At 62.7% G+C, this 17,834-nt stretch carries 4 protein-coding genes; all 4 read left to right on the forward strand.

Going from position 1 to position 17,834, the window contains the following annotated elements:
• Positions 1–8 precede the first annotated feature (8 nt).
• A complete protein-coding gene (locus JXQ94_RS16005) occupies positions 9–1,721 on the forward strand; it encodes a GMC oxidoreductase (protein ID WP_421924770.1) in 1,713 nt (570 codons plus the stop codon).
• On the forward strand, positions 1,718–2,968 hold the full coding sequence (locus JXQ94_RS16010; protein WP_421924771.1) for a 3-keto-disaccharide hydrolase: 1,251 nt from the start codon (positions 1,718–1,720) through the stop codon (positions 2,966–2,968). Before JXQ94_RS16005 ends, JXQ94_RS16010 begins: the two co-directional genes overlap by 4 nt.
• A gap of 656 nt (positions 2,969–3,624) precedes the next feature.
• Positions 3,625–14,043, forward strand: a complete 10,419-nt coding sequence (locus tag JXQ94_RS16015; protein ID WP_421924772.1) for a hypothetical protein — start codon at positions 3,625–3,627, stop codon at positions 14,041–14,043.
• 736 nt (positions 14,044–14,779) lie between these two features.
• The coding region (locus tag JXQ94_RS16020; RefSeq protein WP_421924773.1) for a VCBS domain-containing protein at positions 14,780–17,834 on the forward strand (3,055 nt) is incomplete at its 3' end.

Genomic DNA, 17,834 nt, shown 5'->3' on the forward strand with positions numbered 1-17,834 from the left:
GGCGGGGCATGAGTGAAGAGTTTGATGCGATTGTCATCGGGTCAGGCATGTCCGGTGGTTGGGCGGCCAAGGAGCTGTGTGAGCGAGGCCTGAAGACCCTGGTGTTGGAGCGTGGGCGCCATCTTGATCACCCAAGCCCGGAATACACCGATTTTGAAGCGCCCTGGGACATGGAATACCGGGGCATGGTGCCGGAGATTTACGACGATCAGGGCCGCTACCGCATGCTCAAGCGGAAGGGGTGGACCTATCGCAACGAGATCATCCAGTTCTTTGTTGATGAAAGGGATCATCCCTATTCCTATCCCGAAGACCGGCCTTTCATGTGGACGCGCGGCTATCAGCTGGGCGGTCGCTCGCTAACCTGGGCTCGCCAGAGTTATCGCTGGGGTCCGAAAGATTTCGAAGCCAATGCGCGAGACGGGCACGGTGTGGACTGGCCTATTCGCTACGGCGACCTGGCGCCGTGGTATGACCATGTGGAAGCCTTCGCCGGGATATCCGGGGCGAGTGACGGGTTGGAGAACTTGCCCGACGGTGAATTCCTGAGGCCATGGGAGATGAATTGTGCCGAGGAAGTTGCGGCGCGGAACATAAATGGCAGCTTCGAAGATCGCCGCATGATTATCGGGCGGGGCGCCAATCTCACCGAAGTGCGCGATGTGCATGCAGAGCTCGGGCGCGGGGCCTGCCAGGCGCGCGATCACTGTATCCGGGGGTGCTCATACGGAGCCTATTTCTCGTCACTTTCAGCGACGCTTCCAGCGGCTGAGCGGACCGGTAACCTCACCGTAGAAACCGACTCGGTTGTCAGCGAGGTCATCTTCGATCCACTCACTCGTCGGGCGACGCATGTGAAGGTCGTTGATTATCACACACGTGAAGAACGCCTGTTCTCCGCGCGGATAATTTTTCTCAATGCGTCTGCCATTGCCTCGGCCCAGATCCTGTTGAATTCGCAGTCTGAGGCGATGCCGAATGGCCTTGCCAATACCTCTGGCCAGCTCGGCAATTACATCATGGACCATTTCGGTCATGCCGGTGCCAACGGCCGGATTGAGGGGCTGGAAGACCGGTTTGACTTCGGGCGCCGGCCCACCGGCATCTACATTCCCAACTACCGCCACGAGCGCGAGGACCAGGCGTTCGTCCGCGGCTTTGGCTTTCAGGGCGGGGCCAATCGCCAGCGCGCTGGTCACACCGGATCGCGCCCGGGTATCGGAGCGGAGAGCAAGGCCGCGATGGACCAATGGTCGCCCTGGGTTCTGGGTATCGGCATGTTCGGGGAAATGTTGCCCTATGCCGACAACACCATACGACTCCATCCGACGCGCACTGATGACTGGGGCATGCCACTGGCGCATATGGACTGTCATATTCGCGAGAATGAGCGCGCCATGATCCGCCAGGCCGAGCAGGATGCGGTGGAAATCCTCACGGCGGCAGGGTGCAAGGATATCTCCTCGGTGCGGACGCCTGATGACGAGCATGTCCTGGTTGGCGGCAAGACGCACGAGATGGGTGGAGCCTGCATGGGGCACGATCCTGCGACCTCGGTCCTCAACCGGTGGAACCAGGCTCATGATGTCGACAATCTGTTCGTTACCGACGGTGCCTGCATGTCCTCGTGCGGTACGGCCAACCCGTCACTGACCTACATGGCGTTGACCGCTCGGGCTGTTGATCACGCCGTTCAGCGCCTGCAGGAGGGTAGCTTATGAGGCGTTTGGATGCGCGCAAGGGCGTGCGCGTGGCATGTGTGAGCCTGGCCCTTGGGCTGGTGGGCTGCGGCGGCTTGTCCCTGTCTGACGATCCCGAGGCAAGGTGGGTGGACCTGTTTGACGGGCACACCCTCGAGGGCTGGACGCAGCTGAATGGTGCGGCACCCTATGCGGTCGTGAACGGGGCAATCCGGGGCAGTAATGTGCTTGATTCGCCGAATAGTTTTCTGGCCACAGACACGCATTATGAAGACTTTGTCCTCGAGTTTCAGGCGCGTTCGGAGGGTTTCGGCAATTCCGGCGTTCAGTTTCGCACCGAGCTTGCGCCGGATGAACGCAGCGGCTTGATAGGCTATCAGCTTGAAATCGACCCAACAGATCGGCGCTTCACGGGCGGCATCTATCATGAAAGCGCCAATGTCTGGCGCCATTCGATGGCTCGAAACCCGGAGTGCCGCGCGGCTTATCACCATGGCGAGTGGAATGACTTTCGCATTGAAGCGGTAGGCCAGACCGTGGCGACCTGGGTCAATGGGATCGCTTGTGCACACGTGGTCGGCGACCATCATTCAGACGGTTTCATCGCCTTGCAGATCCACGATATCGGGCGGAATGAGGCCCTGGTAGGCAATTTCACGGAATGGCGCGATCTGCGTCTTCTCGCAAACCCGCATGACGACGACTTGTGGCGGGACCGACGCTTCGCCCAAATCGAGGGTTGGCTGGTCGACGAGATCAGCGCTTCTGAGGCTCTGCGGGGCTGGCGACGGGTTGATCTCACGGACGGACGCGCGAACCTTGATGTTCCCGGGGACGCATTTGAACTGGTCGTTGACGTCCGCGTCGAGGACGCGGCGGATGGTCAGCTCTCCTACTCTTATTCAAGCGGGTCGAGCGAGTGTGCCGGACGCTACCAGATCGCCAATGATGCGGTGCTCGGAGAGACGCGGCCCGCGAATGGTCTCCTGGGCAGTTTCCCAGGACGTATTGCGGCGGAAAACCTCTCCGAGCCCGGATATGGAAAACGCGCCTATTCCGGCGATATGTGGAACCGGGTCAGGCTGATCATCATGCCGGGCCGCGTCGAGCACTGGCTCAATGGTGATCAGGTCGTGGGTTATGATTCTTGCGATCCCGAACTGTCGGATCTGGAAGCGTGGATGGTCCCCGCGCCAGGTGTTCGCCTCACAATTGAGGCCGGCATTATCGAAACGCGTTCGGCGAAAGTTCGGGAGATTGGCGATTAGCCTGCGACGGTAGAAAACGAGCAGCACTCTACGCTTACGCTCCCAGATTTCCGGCAACAGAAGTCGGGGCGCTCTTGTCCCGAGACGATAGCGCTAAACTTTGAAATAGTTCGATAAAGTGTCATTGCGAAATCCCCGCCGCGTCTGCGTTTGCGTGGGTTCCTCCCTGCGCGTCAACCCAGGCGATTTGGCGGTCAATGCGCGACTGACGCAGCGTGTCCCGGTTCGAATTCTGTAGCAGAGTGGGTCGTGAGAGGGTCTGAATTTCCCGATTTGGTCGGCTTGGGCAATAAATTCGGGGCTTGCATCATGACCCTTCGGGCTGGCCGGCGTGTTGCCTCAACATTGATCCGGCTCTCTGACCTGATGTCGGATTCGGCGTCCGATACTGCCTCACAAGGCCTGCCGACCCGGGTGATAATTTCCCAGGTCGGCGCTCTATGATTCATCCAAGTCGGCGCTAGATGATTCATTAAGTCTCCGTTAACATCTGGCTATGAGGGCGGCATTGTTTTTGCGTAAACCCCAATAATTGCGTCAGTACCTTGTTCCCGGGGGGAATTGTCTTGTCCAACTTTCTGAAAGCGTCTGATGGGGGCCAGAAGATGCGGTCCCGCCGTGTTGCGTCTCTGCTTCTTGGCACGTCGCCGCACGCTATGAGCATGGCGCTGGCAGGGGCAAGCCTCGCCGCGATCGTCAGTCCGGCGGCCTTTGCGGTTGATGTCGGTGATACGGTCACCAACCCGATCACCGGCGGATCCGAAATTGTGCAGGCGATCCTCGGCGACAATGTCGTCATGACGGACGCTTTCAATGTGATCATTGTTGCAGGCGCAGTCGGCGACACGATCGTCGATCCGACAGCGACATCGGATAGCGCCGGGAGTGCGGCGACCTACACGATCACGGCCATCAACGTTAATCCGTTCGCGGCGATCGTCTCCTATACGGCCGAAGATGCTGACGGCAATAGCTTCACCTTCTCCTCGGTCACCTCCCGCAGTGGGGACATCACGACTGCATCGTCTGGAATAACAGGATCTCCGGGCTCTCCTGCGACGTCTGTGAACCCCGCCATCCCGGCCGGGAATGTCAATATTTTCGCGGACCGTCAGACCGGTTCGAACGGCTCTGATGGTGACAATGCCTGGGGCGCGCGGATCTGCATCATCAAATGCTTCACGATCGGTGAGAATGGGGATCCCGGTGAGGACGGCGGTGTCGGTCCCGATGTCATCCATAACCTGACCACATCAGGCTTCGGGGACATCGAGGCCGTAACCGACAATCTGCCGGGTATCAGTGCGGTTTCGATCGGCGGTAATGGTGGCGATGGCGGCAATGCGGCCGGCTTCGGCTTCGAGGGATATGAAGGTGGCGCCAGCGGCGCCGGCGGTACGGTCTCGCTGACCTCCTATGTCAACGTTACTACGTCCGGCAATCAGGGCCATGGCATTTTCGCGCTCAGCCGGGCCGGTCGGGGCGGTGACGGCGGCAGCGGTTTCATCTGGTCTGACGGGGGGTCATCCGGACCGGCCGCGGAAGGCGGCACGGTCGTCGTTGTCAATCATGGGGCCATCAGCACGATCGGTCTCAGCGCAAACGGTATCCTCGCGCAGTCGATGGGCGGAGCATCAGGCGATGCCGGCTCCAGTTTCGGTATTGTGGGCAACGCCAATTCCGGCAGCACCGGCGGTAATGGTTCATCGGTCGCCGTCAGGAATTACGGCTCCATCATCACCACAGGGAATTACTCCGACGGGATCGTGGCGCAGAGCATTGGTGGCTCCGGCGGCGATGCCGGCGCGTCCGGCGGCCTGGTGGCCTTCGGCGGCGGCGGCGGCGGCGCAGGCAATGGTGGTCTCGTATATGTGTCCAATGCTGCGACGGGTACGATCACAACGCGCGGGGACGATGCCGTCGGCATCACCGCGCAGTCGATCGGCGGCGGCGGCGGTCGCAGTGGTGCGTCCGTTGGCATTGCGGCACTGGGCGCTGGCTCCGGGCCCGGCGGCGATGCGGGCATCGTCACAGTCTACAATGAGGGCGCCATTTCGACCGGCACGGCGACGACCGGTGATAGAAGTCACGGCATCATGGCCCAGTCGATTGGCGGCGGTGGCGGCTCTGGACGTGGCACCGGCGGCCTCGTTGCGCTTGGCGGCCAGGGCGGCGCGGGCGGTGCAGCTGGCATCGTTCAAGTCGGCAATAACGGATTGATCACGACCACTGGCGAAGGCGCGCTTGGCATTCTGGTTCAGTCGATTGGCGGCGGCGGCGGCAATGGCAGTTCGACTGTGGGTCTGGCGGCCATTGGCGGCGACGGTGATTCCGGCGGCAGTGCCGAGACCGTCACGGTGACCGGGGACGGCACAATTTCAACGACCGGTATCGACGCACATGGCGTGCTGGCGCAAGCCATTGGCGGCGGTGGCGGCAATGGCGGCACCAGCGGCGGCATTGTCGGAATCGGCGGCGACGGAGATGTCGGTGGCGACGGTGGTGCCGTTGATATCACCATGGGTAGCATCCTGACCGAAGGCGATCGTGCCTTCGGCATCCTGGCTCAGTCGATCGGCGGCGGCGGCGGCAATGGCGGCGCGGGCGGTGGCATCGGTGCCATTGGCGGCGACGGATCCGGTGGCGGAACGGGTGACACTGTTACTGTCACGACAAGCGGTCTCATCCAGACCCAGGGAATTGGCGCGACCGGTATTGTCGCGCAGTCCATTGGCGGTGGTGGCGGCAATGGCGGCGGCGCTGGCGGCGTGGTTTCTGTCGGTGGCCGGGGCGGAACCGGAAATTCGGCGGACACGGTTACGGTCAACGCCAATGGCAACATCCTGACAACCAACGAAAATTCAAACGGGATAGTCGCGCAATCCATCGGCGGCGGCGGCGGCAATGGCGGTAGCGCCGTGTCCGGTGGTCTCTTCGCCAGCGTCGCTGTTGGCGGCGACGGTGCGGTCGGCGGCGGCGGCGGCATCGTGCGGGTCAACAGCGCCGACGGCGCTTTCATCGAAACCCGCGGGCATGGCTCGACCGGGATCGTTGGGCAGTCGGTCGGTGGCGGCGGTGGTAATGGCGGCTATTCGGTTGCCGGTTCCATCGGTGCATTCGGATCGGTCAGCGTCGCTGTCGGCGGCAATGCCGGCGCCGGTGGCGACGGCGGTGTCGTCGAGATGGACCTCGATGGCTCGATCCTGACCTTCGGCGACAATGCCCATGCTGTCCTGGCGCAATCCGTCGGCGGTGGCGGCGGCAATGGCGGCCAGAGTTTTGCCGGCGCGATCAGCACCGGTGTCGGCGCGTCTGCGTCGGTCTCGGTGGCTGTCGGCGGCGACGGTGGGGCCGGGGGGGACTCGGAGTCCGTCACGGTTCGCACGGCTGACACGATCCAGACCAGCGGCAACAACTCATTCGGCGTCCTGGCCCAGTCGGTTGGCGGTGGTGGCGGCAATGGCGGCTGGACGGGTACCGCGAACCTGGCCGTATCCAGCGGCGCGGCCATCAGCCTCGGTGTGTCCCTTGGCGGTAGTGGGGGATCGGGTGGATTTGGCGGCACTGTGCTGATCGACTCGACCGGCAATGTCATTACCTCCGGAAGCAATGCCCATGGACTGGTTGCCCAGTCCATCGGTGGCGGCGGGGGCAATGGCGGCTTCTCGTTCTCGGGTTCGTTCTCCGGCGGCGGTATCGCCGGCGTTGGCGTGGATGTCGCGCTCGGCGGTAATGGTGGCTCCGGGTCCTATTCCGGGCAGGTCACCCTCAACAGCGATGGCATCATCGCGACCTCCGGGGACAATTCGCACGGCCTCTTCGCGCAATCCATCGGCGGCGGCGGCGGCAATGGCGGCTGGTCGGCAACAGGCACTATGAGCCTGGGTGCGACGGCCGGTGTCGGTGTCGGTGTCTCGCTTGGCGGTGATGGCGGTGGCGGCGGTGTCGTCAACGGCGATGTGGTGGTCACGTCGGACGGGACAGTCTTCACCTTCGGCAATGTTTCCCACGGCATTCTGGCCCAGTCGATTGGCGGCGGTGGCGGCAATGGCGGTTTTGCGTTCTCGGGCTCCCTGGCAGCAGGCGGTACGGCGGGCGGAGCGGTCAATGTCGCGCTCGGTGGTGCCGCTGGCGACGGGGCTCACGCTGATGATGTGACGGTCGCATCGACCGGCGTCGTCGAGACGACCGGGACCGGTTCCCACGGTATCGCGGCCCAGTCGATCGGTGGTGGCGGTGGTAATGGCGGCTGGTCTGCAACGGGCAATGTTGCGGCTGGCGGCTCGGCCGGCGCCGGCGTTGGCGTTTCGATTGGCGGCGGTGGTGGCGCAGGATCCTATGCCCGGACCGTCACGGTGACCCAGACTGATCACATCATTACGCGTGGCGACGAAGCGCATGGCGTGCTGGCCCAGTCGATTGGTGGCGGCGGCGGCAATGGTGGTTTCTCGGTCGCTGCGGGCGCGGCCGGCAGTATGAGTGTCGGTGGTTCTGTCAATGTTTCGCTCGGCGGTTCCGGTGGGGTCGGCGGCGCAGCCTCGACGGTTGACGTGACCGTCGAAGACGTGGCGACCGGTGGTGATGGCGCGATCGGCGTGCTGGCCCAGTCCATTGGCGGTGGCGGCGGTAATGGCGGCTTCGCCGTCGCTGCAAGCCTGGTCGGCGGCGGTTCTGTCGGCGGCGCGGTCAATGTCGGTGTCGGCGGGTCCGGCGGCAGTGGCGGTTCGGCGGCCGATGTGACGGTCACCGCACAAGAGATCTCAACGCTTGGCGATGGCGCGCACGGTATTTCGGCGCAGTCGCTGGGCGGCGGTGGCGGCAATGGCGGTTTCTCGGTCACGGGCGGTTTGAGCTTCGGTTCGCAATCCGCAGCGATCGGCGTCTCGCTGGGCGGCGGTGGCGGCACTGGCAATACGGCCGGTGTGGTGACCGTCAATGCCAATGACCAGATCACGACCGATGGCGATGATGCCAATGGCATTCTTGCCCAGTCGATCGGTGGCGGCGGCGGCAATGGCGGCGCAGCGATTTCCGGCTCCATCTCTGCCGGCAGCTCGAATTCGGCCAGTATCAATGTGGCCATTGGTGGCGATGGCGGGGCCGGCGGCACAGGCGGGGCGGTCAACGTCAACACGCTCGAAACGATCTACACGCGCGGCGACCAGTCCAACGGCATTTTTGCCCAGTCGGTCGGTGGCGGTGGCGGTAATGGCGGGATGTCCATTACGGGCGGGATCAGCCTGTCTTCGTCAAACAGCGCCGCGATCGGCGTCTCGCTGGGCGGCAGCGGTGGCAGCGGCAATACGGCCGGTGTGGTCACTGTCGACTCGCGTGGCCAAGTCGGGACCGAGGGCGACCAGTCCAACGGAATCTTCGCCCAGTCGGTCGGCGGCGGCGGCGGTAATGGTGGTTTCTCGGGCGCCTTTGGGGCGACCGGCGGCGGCAATAGTGCTGCGATCAATGTTGCCCTGGGCGGCGATGGCGGAACTGGCGGCGTGGCCGGAGCGGTTGATGTGACCGTGAGCGGCAATGTCCAGACACTTGGCGACCAGTCTTCGGCAGTGCACGCCCAGTCAGTCGGCGGCGGTGGCGGGAATGGCGGCGCCAGCTTCGCTGCCTCGATGGCCGTGGGTGATCGCGCCGGGGCTGTGGCTCTGGCGCTTGGTGGGTCGGGCGATAGCGGCGGCAATGCGTCAACCGCTGACGTGTTGAACTCGGCTGTCCTGGCATCTTTCGGCGATAATAGTCACGGCATCCTGGCCCAGTCTGTCGGCGGCGGTGGCGGCAATGGCGGCTGGTCCGCCGCGCTGGCAGGCGGGTTTGGCAATAGTGCCGCCGGCTTCGGCGTTTCGCTGGGCGGCTCGGGCGGCACCGGCGGCACGGGCGATCGGGTCGGGGTCACCAATAACGGCCAGATCACCACGGCTGGCGACAATTCGGTCGGCATTCTGGCCCAGTCTGTTGGCGGCGGCGGGGGCAATGGCGGCTTCGCGCTGTCCGGTGCGCTTACCGGCGGTGACCGGTCGGTTTCCGTTGGTGTGTCGCTGGGCGGCGATGGCGGAACGGGAGGTACGGCCGGGACGGTCGAAGTGTTCAACACCGCCTCCATTGGAACGGCGGGCGACATGTCCAGCGCCATCATGGCGCAGTCTGTCGGTGGCGGCGGCGGCAATGGCGGCTGGACCGGCAGCATGACCGGCACGCTCAGCAATGACCGCGCGGTCGGAATCAGTTTTGGTCTTGGCGGAAGTGGTGGAACCGGCGGAGCGGCCGGCGACGTAATTGTCGATACCAGCGGATCGCTCCTGATGACCGTCGGCGATCGCGCACACGGTGTCTTCGCCCAATCGGTTGGCGGCGGTGGTGGCAATGGCGGCCTCGCCCTGACAGCCACTTTTGGCTCGTCGGATTCGGTCAATGTTGCAGCGAGCATCGGCGGCACAGGCGGTGAGGGCGGCACAGCAGGCATCGTCGACGTGACGTCATCCTCGACCATCCAGACGAGTGGGTATCGCGCACACGGTATTTATGCGGAGTCCGTTGGTGGCGGTGGTGGTACTGGCGGGTCGAGCGGCTCACTGGCCGCTGGCGGATCGGATTCTGTCAATCTGAGCTTTGCGGTCGGCGGGACCGGCGGGACCGGCAATACTGGCAACACGGTCACGGTGAACAATTCCGGGACCATCAACGCGCTCGGCGAGGCGTCACACGCGATCTTTGCCCAGTCCGTCGGTGGCGGCGGCGGGGATGGCGGATTTGCCGGCCTCGACTCCAGTGCCTTCGGCACACAAATCATCGGCGACCAATGCCTGCCGCAGTCGGAGACACCTTGCGCGCCGACCGGCGGCGGTGGTGCGGGCGCGGGCGGAATTGGCTCGAACACGTTCAACCTGGCGACATCAGTCGGCGGATTCGGCGGTACGGGCGGCCATGGTGGCGATGTGTTCGTGACCAATACCGGCTCGCTTGTGACTGTGAACAAGGACGCTCATGTTATCTTCGCCCAGTCGGTTGGCGGCGGCGGTGGCAATGGCGGACCCAGCATGTCGGCGACCGGCGCAGCTGGCGCCAGCCAGTCAGCCTCGATCGCGGTAACTGTCGGCGGCTCCGGCGGCGCGGCGGGTGATGGGGGTGATGTTTCCGTCACCAATGAGGGCTCGGTCATTTCCTGGGTTCGCGGCTCCATTGGTGTTTTCGCCCAGTCGATCGGCGGCGGCGGCGGCAATGGTGGAAGCGCAACCGGATTTGCGATCACCCGCGATGCGGCCGACATCTCGGATGACGACAAGAATCTCGAACTCGTTGCGGTCGTTGGCGGCTTCGGTGGTGCGGCCGGTGATGGCGGCGATGTGACTGTCCTGAACGAAGGCGACATCACGACGCTTGGTGCGGGTTCGGACGGCATCAAGGCGCAATCGGTCGGTGGCGGCGGCGGCAATGGCGGTGGGACCTCGCTCGACGGCGAGGAACTCGACGCCCTGCTGTCCAGTAGCGACAGCGATTCGTTGAGCTTCACGCTCGGCGGCTTTGGCGGCGCGTCCGGTGATGGCGGCGACGTCCGGGTGACCAATAGTGGTAACATCAGAACCTGGGGCGACGGGTCTCGCGGCATCTTTGCCCAGTCCGTCGGTGGCGGTGGCGGTGAAGTCGGCCAAGGCGGCGCAACGGCGACCGGTACGATCGCGGTTGGTGGCTTTGGTGGCGCGGCCGGCGATGGCGGCGATGTCACGGTGGTCAATACCGGCTCGATCCAGACCTCGGGCACGCGCTTCTTCAGCGCGGATGATGATCCGAATTACGGTGAAGACGGCGATCTGGCCTATGGAATTTTCGCCCAGTCCATTGGCGGCGGCGGCGGTAATGGCGGCGCCGGAAACATGGATGGCAGCCGCGATACGCGAAACGCTCTCCTCGAGAATAACGGCAATATTGGCGACACCATTCAGCCCGAAATCAGCATCGGTATGGGTGGTTTTGGCGGCGCGTCCGGTGATGGCGGTGATGTGATTGTCACCAACACCGGTACGATCACCACGACGGGCGACAATGCCCATGCCATTCTCGCGCAGTCCATTGGCGGCGGCGGCGGCAATGCGGGCGATGGATACATCTCCAATGCCGGTGCGGTGTCCTTCGGTGGCGCCGGTGGCAATGCCGGCGATGGCGGCGACGTTACGGTTACCCATACCGGCAATATCACCACTCACGGTATCGGTGCATACGGCATCTTCGCCCAGTCGATCGGCGGCGGCGGCGGCAATGCGGGCGACACCACGATCGGTGTGCAGGAAGCCGGTATCGACCTGGCCATCAACCCGTTTGGCGGCAATAGCGGTGATGGTGGCAACGTCACCATCAATTCCAGCGGGACGATCAATCTCCTCGGTGGTGGTGCCATCGGCATTTTCGCCCAGTCGATTGGCGGCGGCGGTGGGACGTTTGGTTCCGCCGACGGCCAGGGCTTCTTCGGCTCGGTGGGCGGTGAAGGTGAAGCGGGGCGGGTAATCGTCAATCACACCGGCGCCATCATATCGTCGGGTCGCAATGCGATTGCCTTCTTTGCCCAGAGTCTGGGTACGAGCTTTGCTCCGGCCGAGCCGATCACTCTCAACAGTACCGACCAGACGGAGGCACAGGCCAGCGTCCGTATCGCCGGCTCGTCGACCGAGACGGCCGATACCGGTTCCGAAATGCCGTCATTCCTTGACCGGTTCGGTCCTGAGGGGCAGGCGGCATTGGTTGATCCGGCCCATCAAGCTGATGATGTCGACGTGATGAGCGCACTTGCGGCTGCTGCAATCACGGTGACGTTGGACAATGACATCCGTGGTGGCTCGGGCAACGGGATCGGGGTCTTCTTCGATGGCGGGGCGGATAACACGCTGTTCACTTCAGGCAGCGTCTCGGCGGTGTCCGGAAATGCCATCGTGACGACCGCCGGCAATGATCTGATCGAGAACACAGGGACGGTCATCGGCAATGTTGATTTGGGAGCCGGTGTAAACCGGTTCGATAATCAGGCCGGTGCGACGTTTATTGCGTTCGACACGATTGATCTGAGGGATGACGTTGCCAGTCCGCAAACAGTTCTGGGCCAAGGCAATTCCGGCACGACCGCAGAGCCGGCCCAGGCGTCGGCGACCCAGGCCGAGCTGTCATCGCAACCATCCGATGCTGCCGAGCCGGCGGTCCCGGCTGAAGACGGTCTGGAGACCGGGGCGCAACCCGAGCCCATCACGATGGGCGCGACCGAAACGACGTCCAAGCGACCTGTCCAGGCAGACCTGGAGACCGGGGCCCAACCAGCGCCTGTGTCGCTTTCGCCGACGGCCGCTCCCGGCAGCGACGGGGTCGATGTTTCCAAGGGCGCGCCGGTCCAGGAAGCGCTGACGACCCCGACGCTGGAGACCGCCTTGCAGGCCGACACGCGGGATGCGGGATCTCCTGTTCAGGTGATGGTCGATCTCGACCCGGCCGACGCGTTGAGCCAATCCGCCGAAGACGCGCCGAGCGTTGCCGCGGCTGCGGGCCCGGTTGATGCCGCGACCTTCCGCAATGCCGGCAACTTCATTATGGGCCTGTCGGCTTCGCCCTATCCGATTGACCTCCTGAACGGCGACACGTTCGGGAATTTTGATGCGGTCGGCGATCCCGCGACCAACCTTCTCTATGGGGCTCGGGTCATCAATACGGTTGAGCTGGATGGTCATTTCGAGCAAACCGAAAGCGGTCATCTGGTCTTTGATGTCGCTTTTGGCCCCTACGCTTCTGACCGGGTGAATGTCACGGGCGGCGCTGCGGTGGACGGTACCGGCGACATTACGTTGACCTGGTTGCAGGACCGTGAGGCGGTGACGCTGTTCGCCGCGGCGGAAGGCGGTGTCGACAATGGCCTGACCATTCGGGACACGTTGGCGGTCGATTACTCGATTGTGGCCGACGCAGCTGGTGTCCACTTGCTGATCGATACCGACTTTGGTCTGCCCAGTCTGAATCGGAATGGCCGGGCGCTGGGTGGTCACATGGACTCCGCCCTCGATGTCGGCGGTTCCGCCGGAATTGGACGTCTTCTGGCGCTGCTCGGCAATATGCAGAGCGATCAGCTGGACGTGTATGAGGCGATCTTCGCGGAGCTCAATCCCGAGCCCCACCTGGCGGTGATGCATGGTCAGCTGACGGCGGCGAACAATTTCGCCGAAGATCTGTTCAATTGCGGCTCTCCGGTCTCGAACGGCGATGACCAATGTGTGTGGTCTCGCCTGGAGATGACCGCGAAAAACCGTGATGCGACGACCGAGAACCTGCACACCGAGGCGCAATCGATGCGCTTTACCGGTGGCTTCGAGCAGCGCCTTACCGATGAATGGTCGGTGGCAGCCGGGGTCAGCTACGAAACCACCGATCCGGTCCGGATCGACGGGGATCGGGCGCGCACCGAAAGCCAGGGCTTCTCGGTGGGTCTGGGTGTCGAGCGCAATCCGGCGACAGGTCCCTATTACGGGGCTGCGATATCGGGTGGCTGGTCCTGGCACGAGACAGAGCGGGCTGTGACGGTGTTCACCAGCGGCGTCGGCACCTCCACGCCGGAGACCGGTTATGCGCGGCTTGGCGGTCATGTCGGCGAAAGCTTCCGCCATGGCAGCCTGTTCGCTCGTCCGCAAGTCTCAGCCTCGCTGACGGCGCTCTATCATGATGGTCTGATTGAGGAGGGTCTGGACGGTCTGGGCATTGAGGTGCGGGCCGACAAGGAGCTGATCGGAGCGATCAATCCACAGCTGACGGTCGGCCATATCTTCCGGGAGACCGAAGATATGGTGGGTGTCGTGTCGCTGACCGGTGGTCTGCGTCTGAGCACGCAGGATCGTCTTGAGCTGCCAACGCGCTTCTTGGGTTCCAACCCGCTGGCCGATCCGGCCATGATTGGCACCTCGCTCGATCAACTGGTTTACCAGATCGGAGCGGATATCGAGATTGCCGGCAATGAGCGCGTCGGCCTGTCGATCGGCTATGACGCCGAGTTCGGCGCCGAAACCGAGCACCAGCGGGCCGGCATCGACTTCCGCGTCCGCTTCTAGCGCTCAAACGCATGCAGAAGGCGGCCGCCCGGAGACAAACCGGGCGGCCGCTTGCTGTGCGGTTCTAGGCGCTCGGTACGCGTAAAGGCCCGTCTCCGCGGAGGGTTTGTTGCGCTGCTCTGACGTTCACCGGGCAAGGGCTGAGTTGCGCCGGCACACAACCTTACCGACATCCTGCCTGTCCGGAATCGGAGAGCCTGGTTCGGGCAAGACCCGGTCTCCATGACATCGATCCGGAGATGGTTGAATCAACTGCCGGCATGACGCGCTTGCCAGCGGATTCTCCTGTCTGAATTGCCGATGAGGTGGCTCTGGCTCAGTCGGAGTTCACTCGTGCCTAGCATCGATGAGGTGCGTGAATTCACGCAGGAATTGCCACGCTGGTCCGGCGTCACTCGGGATTGAATTTTCATCCTGGAATATTTTTATTCCAAAAGATTTTGGCGGTGTTTCCGGAGGCTTGTTTCCGCCGTCCGCCCTTGCCGTGCCTCAGATTATGCAAAGTCTGATACCGGGGAATTCATTTATGTAGTGCGGTAGTGGCGTACCCCTCAGGGGAGAAAGCGATTGTCCCCATTCCGTAGTGATGCATATTAAAACCATCGGGGGGGAGCGTCGACAAATTCGGCAATCCTATCAACAACCTAAACTTGCCAGCGCGCGCGTGCCTTCACGCCGGAGGCCGCGCTGTGCATGGCCCAATTGAGCCGGAAATTCGGCTGTATCGGAGACTGACATGGCGAAATCGATCAAAGGCAGCAAGCGGGACGACACGATTATTGGTTCCGAAAAAGACGAAAAGATCGATGGCAAGAACGGCCATGACATAATTTTTGGTAACGGCGGTGACGACAGGATCAAGGGCGGGAACGGCAATGATGTCATCGATGGCGGCGCCGGAAACGACGAAATTGACGGCGGCAACGATGATGATGTGATCGATGGCGGTGCCGGAGATGATGAAATTGAAGGCGGCAATGGCAATGACCGCCTGACCGGCGGCGCTGGCAATGACGAGATCATCGGCGAGAACGGTGCCGACGAGTTGTTCGGCGGCCTCGGTGACGACGCGCTGTACGGCGACAGCGTCAAAGGCAATGGAAGTGGTGGCTCCGGGTCCGGCGCTCCTGTGTCGTTTGATGACTATCTCGACGGCGGCGCTGGCAATGACCTTCTGGTCGGCGGCCAGGGCAATGACACGCTGCTCGGTGGCGAGGGCAATGACGCCCTCTACGGCGATAGCACCAAGGCCGGCAGCGGCGGCGGGTCCGGTTCGGGCGCGGCAGTCAGCTTCGATGACTATCTCGATGGCGGGACTGGTGATGACCTCGTTGTGGGTGGTCAGGGCGATGATGTTGTTCTCGGTGGCGAGGGCGATGACGTGCTCTGGGGCGACTCAGTTGTCACGTCCGGATCGGGAAAGGGTTCGGGCTCCGGCAAAGGTTCGGGCAAGGGCTCAGGGTCCGGCAAAGGTTCGGGCAAGGGTTCGGGCAAAGGTTCGGGTTCTGGCAAGGGATCGGGCTCCGGTCGCGGCTCAGGATCAGGTTCCGGTGATGTCGGGACGTTCAATGATTATCTCGATGGTGGCGCCGGCGATGACCAGGTCTATGCCGGTATCGGCGATGATGTCGCGGCTTACACGGCTGCCGAGAATGTCGGCGCGACCGACATATATGCGGGCGGTCGCGGTATCGACGAACTGTCACTCTTCCTGACGGGTGAGGAATATGCCGCTGCGGCTGATGAGCTCGCCGCCTATCAGGCCTTTATCGCGGAAAACACGGATCCGGCCACGGGTGAAGCCAACAGCAATGAATTCACCTTCTCGAGCTTCGGGCTGACGGCAAGCGAGTTTGAAGGCGTGAATGTTCACGCTTCGATCGATGACACGGCAACCGTTGGCGAGGACGATGGCGCGACTGCTTTCGGCTCGGTTCTGGACAATGATATCGGTGTTGCCGATGTGGTGAGCGTCGCGCTTGTGGCAGGAAGTGAGCCGTCTGAGGGCGTACTCGTCTTCAACGCGGATGGCAGCTATTCCTACGATCCGGCTGGGGCGTTCGAGAGTCTGGCGGTCGGCGAAACCGCGACAGTCGACTTCGATTATCAAGTGACCTACGCGAATGGCTACACCAGCACTGCTACGGTCACGATCACGATTACGGGTGCGAATGATGCGCCCGTTGTTACGTCGGCGGTTGCCAGTGGCGGTGTGACGGAAGACGACCTGGTCTTTGAAGGTGACGCGGCGGCGTCGACACCGGTCATCCAGGAAGGTGTTCAGGGCGAGGTCCAACTCATTGAGCGCGGCGATCTTCGGATTGCGCCGAATGGTGACCTTGGCAATGACGCGCTTCCCTCGATCACGATTGAGGGCTCGGTCACGGCCGCCGGTGAGCAGGACAGCTACGCGATTGCGTTGACGGCGGGCGAGATTGTCACGCTGGACATCGACTTCGCGGCCGGTCTGGGCGACCCGAATGTCCAGGTTCCGGGTTATCCGGCCGGCTTTGGACTGGACGCTCTGGTCTACATCTATGATTCAGAGGGCAATCTGCTCAACAGCAATGATGATGCGGTTCTGACCTCTGGCGGTGGGGGCTCGATCTACACCCAGGATTCCTATCTTCAGTTCACGGCTCCGTCGGATGGCGAATACACGATTGTTGTCACCAATTATGACGGCGCGCAGTCCTTCGGTGACTATACCATGCAGGTCAGCGTCGACAGTTCGTCCAATGGCGATCTGACCGACAGTGGCACTGTGACGTTCAGTGATGTTGATCTGTCGGATGCCCATGCTGTGTCTGTGACGGCCAATGGCACTGACTATCTGGGCGAGCTGACGGCTGTTGTCTCTGATGCCTCGACGGGTGATGGCGCAGGCGAGGTCACGTGGACCTTCGCAGTGGGCAATCCGGCGGTCCAGTATCTGGGCGAAGGCGAGACGCTGACGCAAAGCTACACCATCACGATCGATGATGGTCAGGGTGGCCAGGCAACACAGGACGTCGAGATCACGATCACGGGCAGCAATGATGCGCCGGTGATCAATACCAGCTTTGCACTGGGCGATACGGTCGAGGATCAGATCTCGGAAGCCTCGGGCATTCTGGAGTTCTCCGATATCGACTTGAGCGATGGCCACATCGTGTCCTTCACACCTGTTGGTGAGGGCTATTACGGCACGTTCGAGACTTCGGTCTCTGATGCATCGACCGGCGATGGCGACGGCCAGATTGCGTGGTCGTTTGCGGTTGACCCGGCGGATGTTCAGTTCCTGTCGGAAGGTCAGCGCCTGCTTCAGCGCTATATCGTCACGCTGGATGACGGCAATGGTGGGGTGACCCAGCAGCTCGTCAATGTGCGCATCTTCGGCACCAATGATGCCGTTCAGATCACGAGCGCGGTGGACAGTGCTGACGTTGTGGATGCACCTGACGGCCCGCCGGCAGTATCGGATGCGTCTGGTACGATCGCGTTCGGTGATGTCGACAATTTTGATGGCCACTTCGTGGAGTTTTTCTCCAATGAGGGCGACCAGATGGGGCAATTCAACGCCTATCTGACGGACGATTCCTTCGGCGATGGCGCCGGCCAGGTGGCCTGGGACTTCTACATTGATCCCAATCAGCTTGACGCCTTGGGCGAGGGTGAAATCTTCACTCAGACCTATACCGTTGCGATCGATGACGGCCGCGGTGGTCGCGCCGAACAGGTCATTACGATCAACATCGTTGGCACCAACGACGCACCCGTTGCTTATGCGCTGGATGCCGGTGTCTTCAATC

The sequence above is a fragment of the Maricaulis maris genome (assembly GCF_049116555.1).
Taxonomy (GTDB): Bacteria; Pseudomonadota; Alphaproteobacteria; order Caulobacterales; family Maricaulaceae; genus Maricaulis; species Maricaulis maris_C.

Bases quoted from the DNA above. Each gene is read 5' to 3' on its own strand.
- JXQ94_RS16005 (WP_421924770.1), top strand. From the start codon at position 9: ATGAGTGAAGAGTTTGATGCGATTGTCATCGGGTCAGGCATGTCCGGT.
- JXQ94_RS16010 (WP_421924771.1), top strand. From the start codon at position 1,718: ATGAGGCGTTTGGATGCGCGCAAGGGCGTGCGCGTGGCATGTGTGAGC.
- JXQ94_RS16015 (WP_421924772.1), top strand. From the start codon at position 3,625: ATGAGCATGGCGCTGGCAGGGGCAAGCCTCGCCGCGATCGTCAGTCCG.